Raw genomic sequence first — 15268 nt, 5'->3', positions numbered from 1 at the left:
CGAAGCGCGGAATGAAGCGGAAAAAGCACGAGGGGCCGTCAGGCGGCCCCATCATCGTGGTCACGGCGTCCGTTCGCTCAGATCTTCGGCAGCGTGACGCCGGTCTGGCCGAGGTACTTGCCGCCGCGGTCCTTGTACGAGGTCTCGCACACTTCGTCCGACTCGAAGAACAGCATCTGCGCCACACCCTCGTTGGCGTAGATCTTGGCCGGCAGCGGCGTGGTGTTGGAGAACTCCAGCGTCACGTGGCCTTCCCACTCGGGTTCCAGCGGCGTGACGTTGACGATGATGCCGCAGCGCGCGTAAGTGCTCTTGCCCAGGCAGACCGTCAGCACGCTGCGCGGAATGCGGAAATACTCGACGGTGCGCGCCAGCGCGAAGGAGTTCGGCGGAATGATGCACACGTCGCCGGTGAAATCAACGAAGTTGCGCGCATCGAAGTCCTTCGGATCGACGATGGTCGAATTGATGTTGGTGAAGATCTTGAATTCGTTCGCCACCCGCACGTCGTAGCCGTAGCTCGAAGTACCGTAGGAAACGATGCGGCCGCTTTCGTTGCTGCGCACCAGTTCCGGCGCGAAAGGCTCGATCATGCCGGCCTCTTGGGCCATGCGGCGGATCCACTTGTCGGACTTGATGGACATGGGCGCGGGTTCCAGCGAATGCGTTGCGACCGCCTGCGGTCGGGAAAGCCGCGTAGTGTAGGCCAAGCGCCGCGAAGGGGAAAGAACCTTCACGGCGCTTGTTGCGCAAGCACTCAGACCTTGCCCTTCCACGGCACCAGCCGGCGTTCGAGCGCGCGCATGCCGAGATCGAACAGCAACGCCATCGCACCGATGACCAGGATGCCCATGATGACCACGTCGGTGACCATGAACTTCGACGCGCTCAGCACCATGAAACCCAGCCCCGCGGTCGCCGCGACCATCTCGGCCGCGACCAGCGTGGTCCAGCCGAAGCCGATGGCGATGCGCATCCCGGTCAGGATTTCCGGCAAGGCCGCAGGCAGGATGACGTGGCGCAGCACCTGCGAGCGCGTGCCGCCCATCGAGTACGCGGCGTGGATCTGCTCGATGGCGACCGAACGGACACCGGCACGGGCGCTGAGCGCCAGCGGCGCGAACATCGCCAGGTAGATCAGCAGCAGCTTCGAGCCTTCGCCGATGCCCATCCAGATCACCACCAGCGGCAGATAAGCGAGCGGCGGCAGCGGCCGGTAGAACTCCACCAGCGGATCGAAGATGCCGCGGGCGACGCGATTGACGCCCATCATGATGCCGATCGGCACGGCGGTGAGCACTGCGAGCAGGAAAGCGCCGAAGACCCGGAAGGCGCTCCAGCCCATGTGGGTCAGCAGCGACGCGTCGGCAAAACCATCGCGTGCGACCTCGATGAATTGCGTCCACACCGCCCCCGGCGACGGCAGGAACAAGGGTTTCACCCAGCCCTGGCTGGTCGACACCTGCCACAGCGCCATGCAGACGAGAATCGTGCAAAGACTCAGCATCAGGCTGTCGCCATTGCCCGGCGCGCCGTACTGCTCGCCCGGACGTACCGGGCTGGCGCGGCGCATGGACCGCAGCAGCCCGACGAGGCCGCCGCCGGCTCTGTCCTGTATCTTCATGCTGCCGCCTCCTCGTCGCCGTGGATGATGCCCAGCACCTGCTCGCGCAAGGCGATGAAATCCGGGCTGGACTTGATTGCGCGCGCATTGCGCGACTCGAGGAATCGCCGGCCGAAATCCAGCGGAAACTCGTGGGTGATGCGCCCCGGGCGCGGCGACATGATGATGAGCCGGGTGCCCATGAAAAGCGCTTCCTCGACGTCATGCGTGATGAAGAACATCATCTTCTGCGTGCGCTGCCAGATTTCGAGGATCAATTCCTGCAGACGCTCGCGCGTCAGTGCATCGAGCGCGCCGAGCGGCTCGTCGAGCAGCAGCATGTGCGGATCGTTGGTCAGCGCCCGGGCGATGCCGACACGCTGCTGCATGCCGCCCGACAACTGGTGGATGGAATGGCGGCGGAAATCCTCCAGCCCGGTCAGGCGCAGGAAGTGCATCGCCCTTTCCTCGCGCTCCGTCTTCGCCACCCCGCGCAGCTTGAGGCCGAAGGCGACGTTGTCGAGGACGTTCAGCCAGGGCATCAGCGCGTGTTTCTGGAACACCACGCCGCGCTCAGCCCCCGGCCCCGTCACCTGGTCGCGCAGCATCGCCACCGAATCGCTCTGTTCGGGCGGCCTGCCATGATAGTTGCCGAGCGTGATGAGACCCGAAGTCGGGCTGATGAAGCCCGACATCAGGTTCAACAGCGTCGTCTTGCCGCAACCCGACGCCCCCAGCGCGACGACGAAATCGCCCGCGACGATTTCCAGATTCACACCGGACAGTGCCGTCACCGACTGCCCTTTCTCTCTGCCGGGATACACCACCGACACATCGTGTATTTTCAGACTCAGGCTCATGCCCGTCTCCTGCCCTGTAGGCGCGGGCGGCCTTGCGGCAGCACGCGCGGAATCACTGACCGCCCTTACTTCACGGCATCGACGAAGCGCGACGTGACGGCGACACCGTAGTCGTCCAGTACCGCCGGAACCTTCTTCTGCTCCTTCAGGAAAGCCGCGGTGGCGGCCAGCGCCCTGGCCGCGCCGCTGTCCTTGCCGCCGCCCAGCCAGTTCCCGCCGGCCTGCTCGGCAGCCAGCGGGAATTGGTACAAGGCCAGTACCGGTGGCACCTCCTCGGGTTTCACGCCCGACTGCTGGGCCACCTGCATGACCATCTTCGAATCCGGCGTCCACCGCTCGGGAGCCTCCACATAACTCGCCGTCACCGTCTGCAGCACCTTGGTGAAAGCCGTCATCTGCGCTTCATTCCTGGCGGCAAAACCCTTGTTCACCACCAGGCCGTCGAAGGTCGCCTTGCCCCATCCGGTCAGCGTGCCCGAGGTCAGCAGCACCTTGCCGCTCTTCTTGAGTTGCCCCAGCGCCGGATCCCAGATGAAGGCGGCATCGATGTCGCCGCGCTCCCAGGCGGCGGGAATGTCGGACGGCTGCAGGTTGATGACCTTCACCTTGCCGCCCAGGCCGAACTGTTCGAGCGCGAACAAGGCATGGAAATGGGTCGTCGACACGAAGGGCACGGCCAGCTTCTTGCCGGCCAGATCCTGTGGCGCCTCGATGCCGCTGCCCTTGCGCACGACCAGCGCTTCGGCGTCGGCGATGTTGTCGAGCACCCAGAACACCTCGACCTCGACACCGCGGCTGACGGCCGCCGCCACCGGACTGCTGCCGGCCACGCCGATCTGCACGTCACCCGAGGCCATCGCCATCATCACGTCGCCGCCGCTGTCGAAGTTGCGCCACTTGATGTCCCAGCCGGTCGCCTTCTCGAACGCCTTCTCGACGACGGCCTGCTTCCACGGCCCGAACATGCTCTGTATGCCGATGGTGACCGTCTCGGCCTGCGCGCTGCCGGCGACGCCGAACACAAGGGTGGCGAGGGGCACGAGCAGCTTGCGGCACGTGCGGTCATGCAGTTTCTTGAACATGGTGACGCTCCTGTTGGAAGTGGTTCCTGCTGGCATCGATGTTATGAGGGGCCCATAACTTGCTATAGATCCAGGCCGGTTCACCACTGGTGCCAGAAATCGAAAGATTCCTGTCCCATCAGTCGGTTACCCATTCACGGACGCATCAGTTTGGTGCATCGCAACAGGATCATGAACCATGTTGGAGCGATACCTCCGCCCCTTCGAGGCCGGCCGCGGCCTGCAGGAGCAATTGCGCGAGAACCTGCTGGACGCGATCATCGACGGCGCGCTGTCACCCACCGAAGCGCTGCCCTCCTCGCGCAAGCTGAGCACGCTGCTGGGGGTTTCACGCAACACCGTGGTGCTGGTGTATGAGCAGCTCGTCAACGACGGCTACCTCACGCCGGTGGATCGCCGGGGCTACTTCATCAACGAGAAATACCTGCGCGAGCAGCTCGGCGTGCGCCTCAAGCCCAGCCCGCGCAAACTCTTCGAGCGGCCGGACGAGGCGCCGGACTGGGATCGCCGGCTCCGGCACCAGCCTTCGCAACTGCGCGGCATCGTCAAGCCGCGGCAGTGGCACGACTACGGCTACCCCTTCATCTACGGCCAGGTGGAATTCGATCAGCAGACCGCGGCGCGCTGGCGCAACTGCGCCCGCATCGCCTCGCTCGGCGCCCACATGCGGCACTGGATCGACGACCAGATCAACCGGGACGACCCGCTGCTGGTCGAGCAGATCATCCAGCGTCTGCTGCCGAAGCGGGCGATCAAGGCGCGCGCGGAAGAGATCCTCATCACCATCGGCACACAGAACTCCCTCTACCTGCTGGCGACGCTGCTGGGCGGAGCGGGCGTGCGCATCGGCATCGAGAACCCCGGCTACGTCGATGCGCGCCACATCTTCGGCCTCGGCGGCAGCCCCCTGAAGCCGCTGCGCATCGACCATCAGGGCCTGGTGGTCGATGCGCAGCTCGAGGGCTGCGACCTCGTCTTCTGCACACCGAGCCATCAATCACCGACCGGCGTGACGATGCCGGTCTATCGGCGCATGGCCTTGCTGGCAAGTGCGCGTGCAAACGATCTGCTGCTCATCGAGGACGACTACGAGAGCGAACACAACTACCTCGGCAGCAACCACCCGGCGCTCAAGAGCTTCGACGACAGCGGACGGGTGATCTACGTCGGCAGCCTGACCAAGAGCCTGCTGCCGGGCGTGCGCCTCGGCTTCATCGTCGCCGACGAGGAGCTGATACACGAACTGCGCGCGCTGCGCCGCTACATGTACCGCCACCCGCCGCTCAACAACCAGCGCATCCTCGCGCTCTTCCTGTCGATGGGCTATCACGACGAGCACATCCGCCGCCTGCGCGACAGCCTGGGACGCAAATGGCGGATACTCACCCGCGCGCTGGACGTCCATCTGCCCGATTTCCAGGCTCACGGCATGGCCGGCGGCTCTTCGCTGTGGATCAAGGGCCCGGCCGATTTCAACGCATGGGACCTGCATCGCCAGGCCTCGAAGCTCGGCGTCCTGATCGAACCCGGCGAGATCCATTTCATCGGCGAAAACCCGCCCCGGCGCTTCTTCCGCCTCGGCTACGGAGCGATTCCAGAGGATCGCATCGAAGCGGGCATCGCCGCACTGGGGCGGGCCTGGCGCGACGTCGCGGCAAATACGGAGGCCGCCTCCGGCTGAGCGCCCGCCCTTTCCTTTCCAGCGGGCCCGCCGCCCTCGTCGCCCAGGATCGGCGACCGACGTCTGCGCCGCCTCAGCTGTTCTTGATGACGATGTTCGGGAACTTGTGCGTCATGTCCTTGGACTTCTCGGCGATGCGCACCGCCACCTTGCGCGCGATCTGCTTGTAGATCGACGCGATGCGGCCCTCCGGGTCGGCGGCCACGGTCGGCTTGCCGCCGTCGGTTTCGGAGCGGATCTGGATGTCCAGCGGCAGCGCCCCCAGGAAGGGAATGTTGTAGTCGGCACACATCTTCTCGCCGCCGCCCTGGCCGAAGATGTGCTCCTCGTGGCCGCACTTCGAGCAGATGTGGATGCTCATGTTCTCGACCAGACCGAGAATGGGCACGCCCACCTTCTCGAACATCTTCAGGCCCTTGCGCGCATCCAGCAGGGCGATGTCCTGCGGCGTGGTGACGATGACCGCGCCCGTCACCGGCACGCTCTGCGACAGCGTCAGTTGGATGTCGCCGGTGCCCGGCGGCATGTCGATCAGCAGGTAGTCGAGATCCTGCCAGGCCGTGTCCTTCAGCATCTGGTTCAGCGCCTGCGTCGCCATCGGGCCGCGCCAGACCATCGGCGTGTCCTGCTCGATCAGGAAGCCGATCGACATCGCCTGGATGCCGTAAGCTTCGAGCGGAATCATCGTCTTGCCGTCCTCCGACACCGGCCGCTGGCCGCCGATGCCCAGCATCTGCGGCTGCGACGGGCCGTAGATGTCCGCATCCAGCAGGCCGACCCGCGCGCCTTCGGCCGCCAGCGCCAGCGCCAGGTTCACCGAGGTCGTGCTCTTGCCCACGCCGCCCTTGCCGGAAGCCACGGCAATGATGTTGCGCACCCCCGGCAGCAGCTTCACACCGTGCTGCACGGCATGGGCCACCACCTTGCTGCTGACCTCGACGTCGATGCGGCCGATGCCCGGCACCATTGCCAGCGCCTCCGCCAGCAAGGCACGGATGGGTTCGTGCTGGCTCTTCGCCGGGTAGCCGAGCTCGACCTCGAAGGCGACATTGCCGCCTTCCACCACCAGGTTGCGGATGCAGCGGGCGGAGACGAAATCCTTGCCGGTATTCGGATCGATGACCGACTTGAGCACGTCGGTGACGGTTTGCTGGTCGAGACTCATTGCCTGTTTCCTCGATGATCGGAACGCCCGCAGCCGGGCGAAAACGGGGGAATGATACCGGAGCCTCCGCCAACGCTCACCCGCGCTACCATTGGGGTTTCCTGCCGGCGCGGATCGGCCGCGACCGGCCGGCCAATCTGCACGCCCGAATTTCGTCTGCTTTCCACCCTCGGCAGCGCCCCTGCCCCATCGACCTTACTTCCGGCAATGAACATCTCCGCCTCCCTCCGCTCCACGCTCCTCGCCCTCGGCGCCGCACTGCTGGTGCAGGCCTGCGCCACCACCGGCACGCCCGACGCGCCCGCCGCGGTCGCCGACGACCCGATCCACCTGCATGCCCTCGTCCGCCAGACGGCGCCGGCACCGGACTGGCCCGTACTCCGGCAGGCGATGGACGAGGCCACGCGCAGCGCACCCGGCGTCACCATCGGCGCGGCCGATGCGCAAGGCTTCCGGATCGAGATCCCGGTATCCGACGGCTTCACCTCGGGCAGCACCGTCATCCGTCCACCGCTCGCCGCCGCGCTCGATGCGATCGCACCGCTGCTCGCCGCCGAACCCGGCGTCGCAGTCAAGGTCATCGGTCATACCGACAGCCAGGGCAGCGAAATGGTCAATCTGCGCCTGTCGATCGAACGTGCCGAAGCCGTTGCCGCTCATCTCGCCGAACGCGGCATCGCCCTCGATCACCTGAGTGCCGACGGCCGCGGCGAAGCCGACCCGCTCACCAGCAACGCCACCGAGGAAGGACGCGCACGCAACCGACGCGTCGAATTGCTGCTGCGCGAAATGCGCTGACGGGCTGCCCCACAGACGCCCCCTCGGCCACTCACGCAGCGGGGCAGCAGTTGTCGTGCTTTGCTAAACTCGCATCCTTTGATCCACGTTCCACAGACCATGCCCCGCAAGATCCTCGTCACCAACGCCCTGCCCTATGCCAACGGCGACATCCACCTCGGCCACCTGGTGGGCTACATCCAGGCCGACATCTGGGTGCGCTACCAGCGCATGCGGGGCCATTCGGTGCATTACGTCTGTGCGGACGACACCCACGGCACGCCGGTCATGCTGCGCGCCGAAAAGGAGGGGCTGACGCCCGAGCAGTTGATCGATCGCGTGCATGGCGAACACCTGCGCGACTTCACCGCCTTCGGCGTTGCCTTCGACAACTACCACTCCACCCACAGCGCCGAGAACCGCGACTACGCCGCGGACATCTACGGCAAGCTGCAGGCCGGCGGCCTGATCGACACCCGCGAGATCGAGCAGTACTACGACCCGGTCAAGGAAATGTTCCTGCCCGACCGCTTCATCAAGGGCGAATGCCCCAAATGCGGCGCGGCAGACCAGTACGGCGACAACTGCGAAGCCTGTGGCGCCGCCTACGCGCCGACTGAACTCAAGAATCCCTACTCTGCCGTGTCCGGCGCCAAGCCGGTGCTGCGCACTTCGACGCACTACTTCTTCCGCCTGTCGGACGAGCGCGCGGTCGCCTTCCTTCGCCGATGGACGCGCGGCACCAACGCCCACGGCGAACGCCGCCTGCAGATGGAGGCCGCCAACAAGATGAAGGAATGGCTGGGCGAAGAGGGAGAAAACAAGCTGTCCGACTGGGACATCTCGCGCGACGCCCCCTACTTCGGCTTCGAGATTCCCGGCGCCCCCGGCAAGTACTTCTACGTCTGGCTCGACGCGCCGATCGGCTACCTCGCCAGCTTCCGCAACCTCGCCGACAAGCGCGGCGACATCGTCGTCGAGGACTACACCGACGGCGAACGCGCCGCTGCGGCCGGCACCGAGATGGTGCATTTCATCGGCAAGGACATCCTCTACTTCCATGCCCTGTTCTGGCCGGCGATGCTCAAGTTCGCCGGCTATGCCACACCCAGCCAACTGTGCGTCAACGGCTTCCTGACCGTCGATGGCGCCAAGATGAGCAAGAGCCGCGGCACCTTCATCACCGCGCACTCCTACATCGCGCAGAAGCTCAATCCCGAGTGGCTGCGCTACTACTTCGCCGGCAAGTCGAACGGCACCATGGAAGACGTCGACCTCAACCTCGACGACATGATCGCCAAGGTCAATTCCGACCTCGTCGGCAAGTTCGTCAACATCGCCAGCCGCTGCGCCGGTTTCATCGGCAAGCGCTTCGACGGCAGGCTGGGCGAAACCGACACCCGGGCCTGCGCCGACTTCGCCGCCGCCTGGGCCGACGGCGCCATCGCCGCCGCCTACGACGAACGCGACTACGGCCGCGCGCTGCGCGAGATAATGCGCCTGGCCGACCTCGCCAACCAGTACGTCAACGACCACAAGCCCTGGGAACTGGCCAAGCAGGAAGGCCAGGAAGCCCGCCTGCACACCGTGTGCAGCACCGCGCTGAACATGTTCCGCGACCTCGCCCGCTTCCTGAAGCCGGTGCTGCCGGCGCTGGCCGCCGAGGTCGAATCCTTCCTGTCGATTCCGGCGCTGGACTGGCAGGGCGACTGGGCCACGCTGCCCGCCGGCCACGCGATCCAGCCCTACAGCCACCTGATGACCCGCGTCGAGCGCAAGCAGATCGACGCCCTGCTCGAAGCCAACCGCGAATCGCTGGCCCCGGCCGCAGCCGCACCGGCCAAGGACGCCTCCTCGCAGCAGCGCCACGCCGAAAAGCAGCAGCACGCCGCCCAGGCTGCCGAGACAGCGCAAACGAGTGCATCGCCGTACATCTCGATCGACGATTTCACCAAGATCGATCTGCGCATCGCCAGGATCGTCGATGCGCAGCACGTCGAAGGCGCCGACAAGCTGATTCGCCTGCAGCTCGACATCGGCGAAACCGACGAAGCCGGCAACCCGAAGCCGCGCCAGGTCTTCGCCGGCATCAAGGCGGCCTACGACCCGGCCACGCTGGTCGGCCGCCACACCGTCATGGTCGCCAACCTGGCGCCGCGCAAGATGAAGTTCGGCCTCAGCGAAGGCATGGTGCTGGCTGCCTCCGATACCGAAGGCAAGACCAGCGGACTCTACATCCTGTCGCCCGACGCCGGTGCCGCGCCCGGCATGCGGGTCAAGTAAAGCCATGCCGCTGACGCCCTCGAAACGCTGGATCATCCTGCATCGCGCAGGACGAGGGCGACCGTCTCCGTAATGCTGCCCGAAGGGGCAGCCACAGGTTTGCCTCGTTCTGACTCGCAGCGGAGACGACATGAAAATCCAGTTCCGACCCAAGCTCCTCGACACCCTGCCCGGCTACGGCCGCGCGGGTTTCGCCCAGGACCTTTCCGCCGGCATCACCGTCGGCGTGCTCGCCCTGCCGCTGGCGATGGCCTTCGCCATCGCCTCCGGCATGACCCCGACCGCCGGCATCTGGACCGCGATCGTCGCCGGCCTGCTGATCTCGCTGCTCGGCGGCTCGCGGGTGCAGATCGGCGGCCCGACCGGCGCCTTCATCCCGATCATCTACGCCATCGTCGTCGACCACGGCGTACAGAACCTGCTGATCGCGACGATGATGTCCGGCATCCTGTTGTTCGCCATGGGTGCACTACGGCTCGGCAGCATGATCCGCTTCATTCCGCTGTCGGTGGTCATCGGCTTCACCAACGGCATCGCGGTCGTCATCTTCATTTCTCAGATCAAGGATTTCCTCGGCCTGAAGATCGACAACCTGCCTGGCGAATTCTTCGCCAAGATGATCGCGTTGTGGGCTGCTCTGCCGACCATCGACCTACCCACCGTCGCCGTCGCCGTCGCCTCGCTGACGATGCTCGTCGTCTGGAACCGTCAAGCGCGGAAAGTGCGCTGGATGGCACGCCTGCCGGGACCGCTCGCAGTGCTGATCATCATGACTGCGATCAACGCCCTGTTCGCACTGCCGATCGACACCATCGGCAGCCGCTTCGGCGGCATCCCTCAGGAACTGCCCAGCGTCGGCCTGCCGGAACTGAGCCTGGGCACGCTCGGCAAGCTGGTGGCGCCCGCGCTCACCATCGCCCTGCTCGGCGCCATCGAATCACTGCTGTCGGCCCGCGTCGCCGACAGCCAGATCGACGACCGCCACGATCCCAATCAGGAGTTGATGGCGCAAGGCATCGCCAACGTCGCCGCACCACTGTTCGGTGGCTTCGCCGCCACCGGCGCGATCGCCCGCACCGCCACCAACATCCGCACCGGCGGCCGCACGCCGGTCTCCGGCATCCTCCATGCGTTGGTGCTGCTGGCGATCGTGCTCGCGCTGGCGCCGCTCGCCAGCGCCATCCCGCTTGCCACGCTGTCGGCCATCGTCGTCATCGTCTCGATCAACATGGGCGAATGGCACGCCTTCGCGCCGAAGGAACTGGCGCGCTATACGCTGCAGTACCGCACGATCCTGCTCTCCACCTTCTTCCTCACCGTGGTGTTCGACCTGACGCTGGCGGTGGAGCTGGGCATGGTGCTGGCCAGCCTGTTCTTCATCTACCGCATGTCGGACCTGACCCGCATCGAACGCGTGCCGCTGGAAGACTACTACGGCAACGAAGCGATGCAGCGCGAGGACGGCACCCCGCGCATCCTTGCCTACAAGATGTTCGGCAGCCTGTTCTTCGGCGCCGCCAACAAGCTCGAGAACCTGTTGCTGATGCAGCACGGCCACCCCGACGTGGTGATCCTGGATCTGGACAAGGTCATCAGCCTGGACACCACCGGGCTGGACATCCTGCAGACCCTGCACCGCAACCTGCAGAAGCGCGGCGCCCACCTGATCCTGTGCGGGCTGAACTCGCAGCCCGGTTCGCTGGTGTTCCGTTCCGGCTTCATGGAAAGCCTTGGCGACGAGAACATCGCCGCCAACATCACCGACGCCCTGCTGCGCGCCCAGTGGCTCAGCGGCACCCGCCCGGAGGTCGCCTATGCCTGAACAGGATCAGCCCCAGACCGCTGCCCGCCTGCTGCGTATCCACGGCAAGGTCCAGGGCGTCTGGTACCGCGCCGGCGCACAGGCCGAAGCCACCCGGCTGGGCCTGTGCGGCTGGGTCCGTAACCGGCTCGACGGCAGCGTCGAAACACTGTTGATCGGCCCGCTGCCGGCTGTCGACGCATTCATCGGCTGGGCGCACCAAGGGCCGCCCAAAGCCAGGGTCGCACGCATCGACGTCAGCGCGGCCGACGAGGAAGCCGTGAATGGATTCGAACAACGACCGACTGCCTGAAGAATCCCCCGTGGCCCAGGCGCCGCACGTTCACGTTTTCTGCACATTTCCCTGACGTTTCCACAACGCCGGCCTGCCCATAGTGGCGGCCGATGAACGCCGCCAACCCCAGCACCTCGACCGCCGCCTTTCGCCGCCCTGCCCGCTTCGCTCTCGCGGGCGGGATGGCGACGCTCATCCATTGGCTGTGTATGAGTGCGCTGATCGCGGCCGGCATCGACGCCCATGTCGCCACTGCGGCGGGTGCGATCACGGGAGCGGCCGCCAACTATCCGCTGCAGCGCCGCCATGCCTTCGCCAGCCGTGCAGCCCACGATCGTGCCCTGCCGCGCTACCTGGCAAGCTGCGCGCTCGCCTGGCTGGCCAACCTGCTGCTTTTCGCCCTGCTGCACGGCCCCGCAGGCTGGCCGCCGGCCCTCGCGCAGGCAGGCACGAGCGGAGCAAGCGCTGCACTCAGCTACCTGCTCTACGCAAGGATGGTCTTCGATGAAGCCGCAGATGCTCAAACGCCTGCCTGAGCGGCGTGCCCTGCCCACCCTCAGCATCGTCGTGCCGTTCTACAACGAGCGCGAAGTACTGCCTGCCTGTGTGGCGCGGCTGGAACAGGTGCTCGATACGCTCGAGCTGAGCGTCGAGCTGGTGTTCGTCGACGACGGCAGCGACGACGGTTCCGCCACGCTGCTGGCTGCCATGCAACCACGCGGCGCCGACCTCCGCCTGATTCGCCTGACACGCAATTTCGGCAAGGAAGCAGCGATGAGCGCCGGCATCGCCCATGCGCGCGGCGAAGCCGTGATCGTGCTCGATGCCGACCTGCAGGACCCGCCGGAACTGATTCCCGACATGATCGCGCAATGGCGTGCCGGTGCCGACGTGGTGCAGATGCAGCGCCGCAGCCGCGCCGGCGAAAGCTGGCTCAAGCGCAGTAGCGCCCACGCCTTCTACCGCCTGCTGGCGCGGCTCAGCCCGGCACCGATTCCGCTCGACACCGGCGACTTCCGTCTGATGAGCCGGCGCGCGGTGGATGCGCTGCTGCGCCTGCCCGAGCGCAACCGCTACATGAAAGGCCTCTACGCCTGGATCGGCCTGCCCACCGCGATACTGCAGTACGACCGTGCCGCGCGCCACGCCGGGCGCAGCAAATGGCGCTACACCGCGCTGGCGGGCCTGGCGATGGAAGGCATCACCTCCTTCTCCACCGCACCGCTGCGCCTCGCCACCCTGGCCGGCGCGCTGACCGCGCTGGCAGGCGGGCTCTACGGTCTCTGGATCGTCGCCAAGGCCCTGCTGTTCGGCGACCCGGCGGCCGGCTTCCCTTCGCTGGTGGCGCTGCTCGCGCTGCTGGGCGGCATGCAGTTGCTCGGCATCGGCATCGTCGGCGAATACGTCGGCAAGACCTATCTGGAAGCCAAGCAGCGGCCGCTCTACCTAATACAGGACGAGCAGTTGATCCTCGGCGGCACCCAGGCGGCCGAATGGAAGAGGCGCCGCCATGCCTGATTCCATCCGTCGGCCGACGAGCGGATTCGGCCTGTTCTGGCTGCTGTGCGCAATACTCGGCCTGCGTCTGCTGACCATGACCGTGCTGCCGATGAGCGACACCACCGAGCCGCGCTATGCCGAAACCGCCCGCCTGATGGCCGAGCGCGGCGACTGGATCACGCCCTGGTTCACACCGGAAATACCTTTCTGGGGCAAACCGCCGCTGTCCTTCTGGGCCCAGGCAGCGTCCCTGAAACTGTTCGGCGTGCATGACTTCGCCGCCCGCCTGCCGAGCTGGCTGGCCATGATCGGCATCCTGTGGCTCACGCTGCGGCTGGCGCGACAGCAAGGCAGCGAACGCCTGGCGTGGTGGTCCGGCCTGGTGCTGGCCAGCATGGCCCTGCCCTTCGTCAGTGCCGGCGCGGTGCTCACCGACCCTTTCCTTGCCTTCGGCACCACCCTCAGCCTGGTCTCGCTGGCCCTCGCCGTCCGCGGTCGCCCCATCCCCTGGGGCTGGCTGTTCTTCGTCGGCCTGGCGATCGGCCTGCTCGCCAAAGGACCTCTGGCGCTGGTGCTGGTCGGCCTGCCCGGCAGCATCTGGCTGCTGTGCAGCGGCAGCTGGCGCCGCGCATTGGCCGCCTTGCCGTGGAAGGGAGGCAGCCTGCTGGTCGCCGCGCTGGTGCTGCCCTGGTACGTGGCTGCCGAACTGAAGACGCCGGGCTTCCTGGACTACTTCCTCGTCGGCGAGCACTTCCGCCGCTTCGTCGATCCGGGCTGGGCCGGCGACCTGTACGGCAACGCCCATCACCAGCCCTACGGCACGATCTGGCTGTTCCTGCTGTGGGCGAGCTTCCCCTGGGGCATCGCCGGCCTGGCGCTGCTCGTCCATCGCCTGTGCAGCCAAACCGGCCGCGCCAGGCTGCGCGAGGCACTGGCCGACGAGGACGTGCGCCTGCTGCTGGTGGCCGGACTTGCGCCGGCAGTGTTCTTCAGCGTTGCCGGCAACATCCTGTGGACCTACCTGCTGCCGGGCCTGCCTTTTCTCGCCATCCTGATCGCGCGCGGCCTGCAGCCACTGCTGGACGCCACGTCAGTCCGGCGGACGGCGCTGGCGCTGGCGCTGGTGCTGGCGGTGCCGCTGACGCTCAGCGCGGCAGGCGTCCACCTCGCCCTGCATCCGTACAAGCTGAAATCCGCCGCGCCGCTGATCGCCGCCCTCGAAATACTGCCGGGCGGCAGTGTCGAGCGCCTGTACTACCTGGACGACATGCCGTTTTCCGCGCGCTATTATTCGCGCGACGCCGCCCGCCGCATCAAGCGCACCGATCTGCTGCCGATGTTGGCACAAGCGACGGAACCCCTGTTCGTCGCCGTCCGCCGACGCGATCAGGAGTGGCTGGAACAGGCCGCCGCCCACAGATTGACGGTACGCTTCCGCGGCGCACAACACATCCTGCTGCAATACAACCCGCCGACACCGCACTGACGGTTTGGCCACTTTTACGAGACTGCCGATGCGTCTGCTGGTCATCGAGGACAACGCCGACATCCTGGCCAACCTGGTCGATTACCTGGGCATGAAAGGCTACGTCGTGGATTGCGCCGCCGACGGCCTCACCGGCCTGCATCTGGCGGCCACCCAGCACTACGACCTGATCGTGCTCGACGTGATGCTGCCCGGCGTGGACGGCTTCAGCCTGTGCGAGCGCCTGCGCAACGGCGAACGCAAGAACGTGCCGGTGATCATGCTGACCGCGCGCGACGCGCTGGACGACCGCCTGCAGGGCTTTCACAGCGGCGCGGACGATTATCTGACCAAGCCTTTCGCCCTGCCGGAACTGGCCGCACGCATCGAGGCCGTGCTCAAGCGCAGCCATGGCGGCATGCGCCGCGACTTGTGCGTCGGTGATCTGCGCTACGATCTCGACACGCTGGAAGTCAGCCGCGCCGGACAAAACCTGCACCCGGGTCCGATCGGGCTGAAGCTGCTCGCCGTGCTGATGCGCAAGAGCCCGGCCGTCGTTCCCCGCGAAGTGCTGGAAGACGCCCTGTGGGGCGACAACCCGCCCGACAGCGATGCATTGCGCAGCCACATCCATGCGCTGCGCCAGCAGATCGACAAACCCTTTTCCCGGCCGCTGCTACATACGGTGCACGGCATCGGCTACCGGCTTGCCGATGGCTGAGCCTGTTTCACATCTTTTTCACTTTCTGCGCACCT

General features: G+C 66.4%; 14 protein-coding genes. 9 read left to right on the top strand and 5 right to left on the bottom strand.

What is annotated here, in order from left to right; all coding sequences use genetic code 11:
- Nucleotides 1–77 precede the first annotated feature (77 nt).
- The 4 genes from dcd to tauA all read right to left on the bottom strand — a co-directional run bounded on the left by dcd (nt 78) and on the right by tauA (nt 3545).
- A complete protein-coding gene (gene dcd / locus AAFL97_RS03270; protein ID WP_263463008.1) occupies nt 78–644 on the bottom strand; it encodes a dCTP deaminase in 567 nt (188 codons plus the stop codon).
- Between the two features lie 113 nt (nt 645–757).
- Entirely contained in the window at nt 758–1624 is an 867-nt protein-coding gene (locus AAFL97_RS03265; protein WP_341643695.1) for an ABC transporter permease subunit, read from the bottom strand.
- Nucleotides 1621–2463 (bottom strand): taurine ABC transporter ATP-binding protein, encoded by an 843-nt coding sequence (locus AAFL97_RS03260; RefSeq protein WP_341643694.1) that lies wholly within the window; start codon nt 2461–2463, stop codon nt 1621–1623. Before AAFL97_RS03260 ends, AAFL97_RS03265 begins: the two co-directional genes overlap by 4 nt.
- 65 nt (nt 2464–2528) lie before the next feature.
- Nucleotides 2529–3545 (bottom strand): taurine ABC transporter substrate-binding protein, encoded by a 1017-nt coding sequence (gene tauA, locus AAFL97_RS03255; RefSeq protein WP_341643693.1) that lies wholly within the window; start codon nt 3543–3545, stop codon nt 2529–2531.
- A 178-nt stretch (nt 3546–3723) separates the two neighbouring features.
- On the opposite strand from tauA, the gene pdxR reads away from it, so the two are divergent.
- Nucleotides 3724–5226, top strand: a complete 1503-nt coding sequence (gene pdxR, locus AAFL97_RS03250; RefSeq protein WP_341643692.1) for a MocR-like pyridoxine biosynthesis transcription factor PdxR — start codon at nt 3724–3726, stop codon at nt 5224–5226.
- 73 nt (nt 5227–5299) lie between these two features.
- Here pdxR and apbC read toward each other — a convergent pair whose 3' ends face one another.
- Nucleotides 5300–6424 (bottom strand): iron-sulfur cluster carrier protein ApbC, encoded by a 1125-nt coding sequence (apbC, locus tag AAFL97_RS03245; protein ID WP_341647084.1) that lies wholly within the window; start codon nt 6422–6424, stop codon nt 5300–5302.
- A 174-nt stretch (nt 6425–6598) separates the two neighbouring features.
- Here apbC and AAFL97_RS03240 point away from each other — a divergent pair, with 174 nt between their 5' ends.
- From AAFL97_RS03240 to AAFL97_RS03205, 8 genes are all read left to right on the top strand, one after another.
- Nucleotides 6599–7189 carry an OmpA family protein gene (locus AAFL97_RS03240; RefSeq protein WP_341643691.1) on the top strand — a complete coding sequence of 197 codons (591 nt, stop codon included), beginning with the start codon at nt 6599–6601 and terminating at the stop codon, nt 7187–7189.
- 99 nt (nt 7190–7288) lie between these two features.
- Nucleotides 7289–9451 carry a methionine--tRNA ligase gene (metG, locus tag AAFL97_RS03235; RefSeq protein ID WP_341643690.1) on the top strand — a complete coding sequence of 721 codons (2163 nt, stop codon included), beginning with the start codon at nt 7289–7291 and terminating at the stop codon, nt 9449–9451.
- A gap of 130 nt (nt 9452–9581) precedes the next feature.
- Nucleotides 9582–11273, top strand: coding sequence for a SulP family inorganic anion transporter (locus AAFL97_RS03230; protein WP_341643689.1), 1692 nt, complete (start codon nt 9582–9584; stop codon nt 11271–11273).
- The gene (locus AAFL97_RS03225; RefSeq protein WP_341643688.1) at nt 11266–11565 is read left to right on the top strand and encodes an acylphosphatase; all 300 of its coding nucleotides are present in this window, start codon (nt 11266–11268) and stop codon (nt 11563–11565) included. The genes AAFL97_RS03230 and AAFL97_RS03225 overlap by 8 nt, the downstream gene beginning before the upstream one ends.
- A 92-nt stretch (nt 11566–11657) precedes the next feature.
- Nucleotides 11658–12083, top strand: coding sequence for a GtrA family protein (locus AAFL97_RS03220; RefSeq protein WP_341643687.1), 426 nt, complete (start codon nt 11658–11660; stop codon nt 12081–12083).
- Nucleotides 12052–13065: a glycosyltransferase family 2 protein gene (locus tag AAFL97_RS03215; RefSeq protein WP_341643686.1), complete on the top strand. Its 1014-nt coding sequence runs from the start codon at nt 12052–12054 to the stop codon at nt 13063–13065. Before AAFL97_RS03220 ends, AAFL97_RS03215 begins: the two co-directional genes overlap by 32 nt.
- Complete coding sequence (locus tag AAFL97_RS03210) at nt 13058–14533, top strand: ArnT family glycosyltransferase (protein ID WP_341643685.1); 1476 nt, start codon at nt 13058–13060, stop codon at nt 14531–14533. The genes AAFL97_RS03215 and AAFL97_RS03210 overlap by 8 nt, the downstream gene beginning before the upstream one ends.
- A 28-nt stretch (nt 14534–14561) precedes the next feature.
- Entirely contained in the window at nt 14562–15233 is a 672-nt protein-coding gene (locus AAFL97_RS03205; RefSeq protein ID WP_341643684.1) for a response regulator transcription factor, read from the top strand.
- The last annotated feature ends 35 nt before the right edge of the window (nt 15234–15268 follow it).

The sequence above is a fragment of the Thauera sp. SDU_THAU2 genome (assembly GCF_038260575.1).
Lineage (GTDB): Bacteria > Pseudomonadota > Gammaproteobacteria > Burkholderiales > Rhodocyclaceae > Thauera.
The sequence above is the reverse complement of the archived record's forward strand: the minus strand, read 5'-3'. Positions and strand labels throughout refer to the sequence as shown.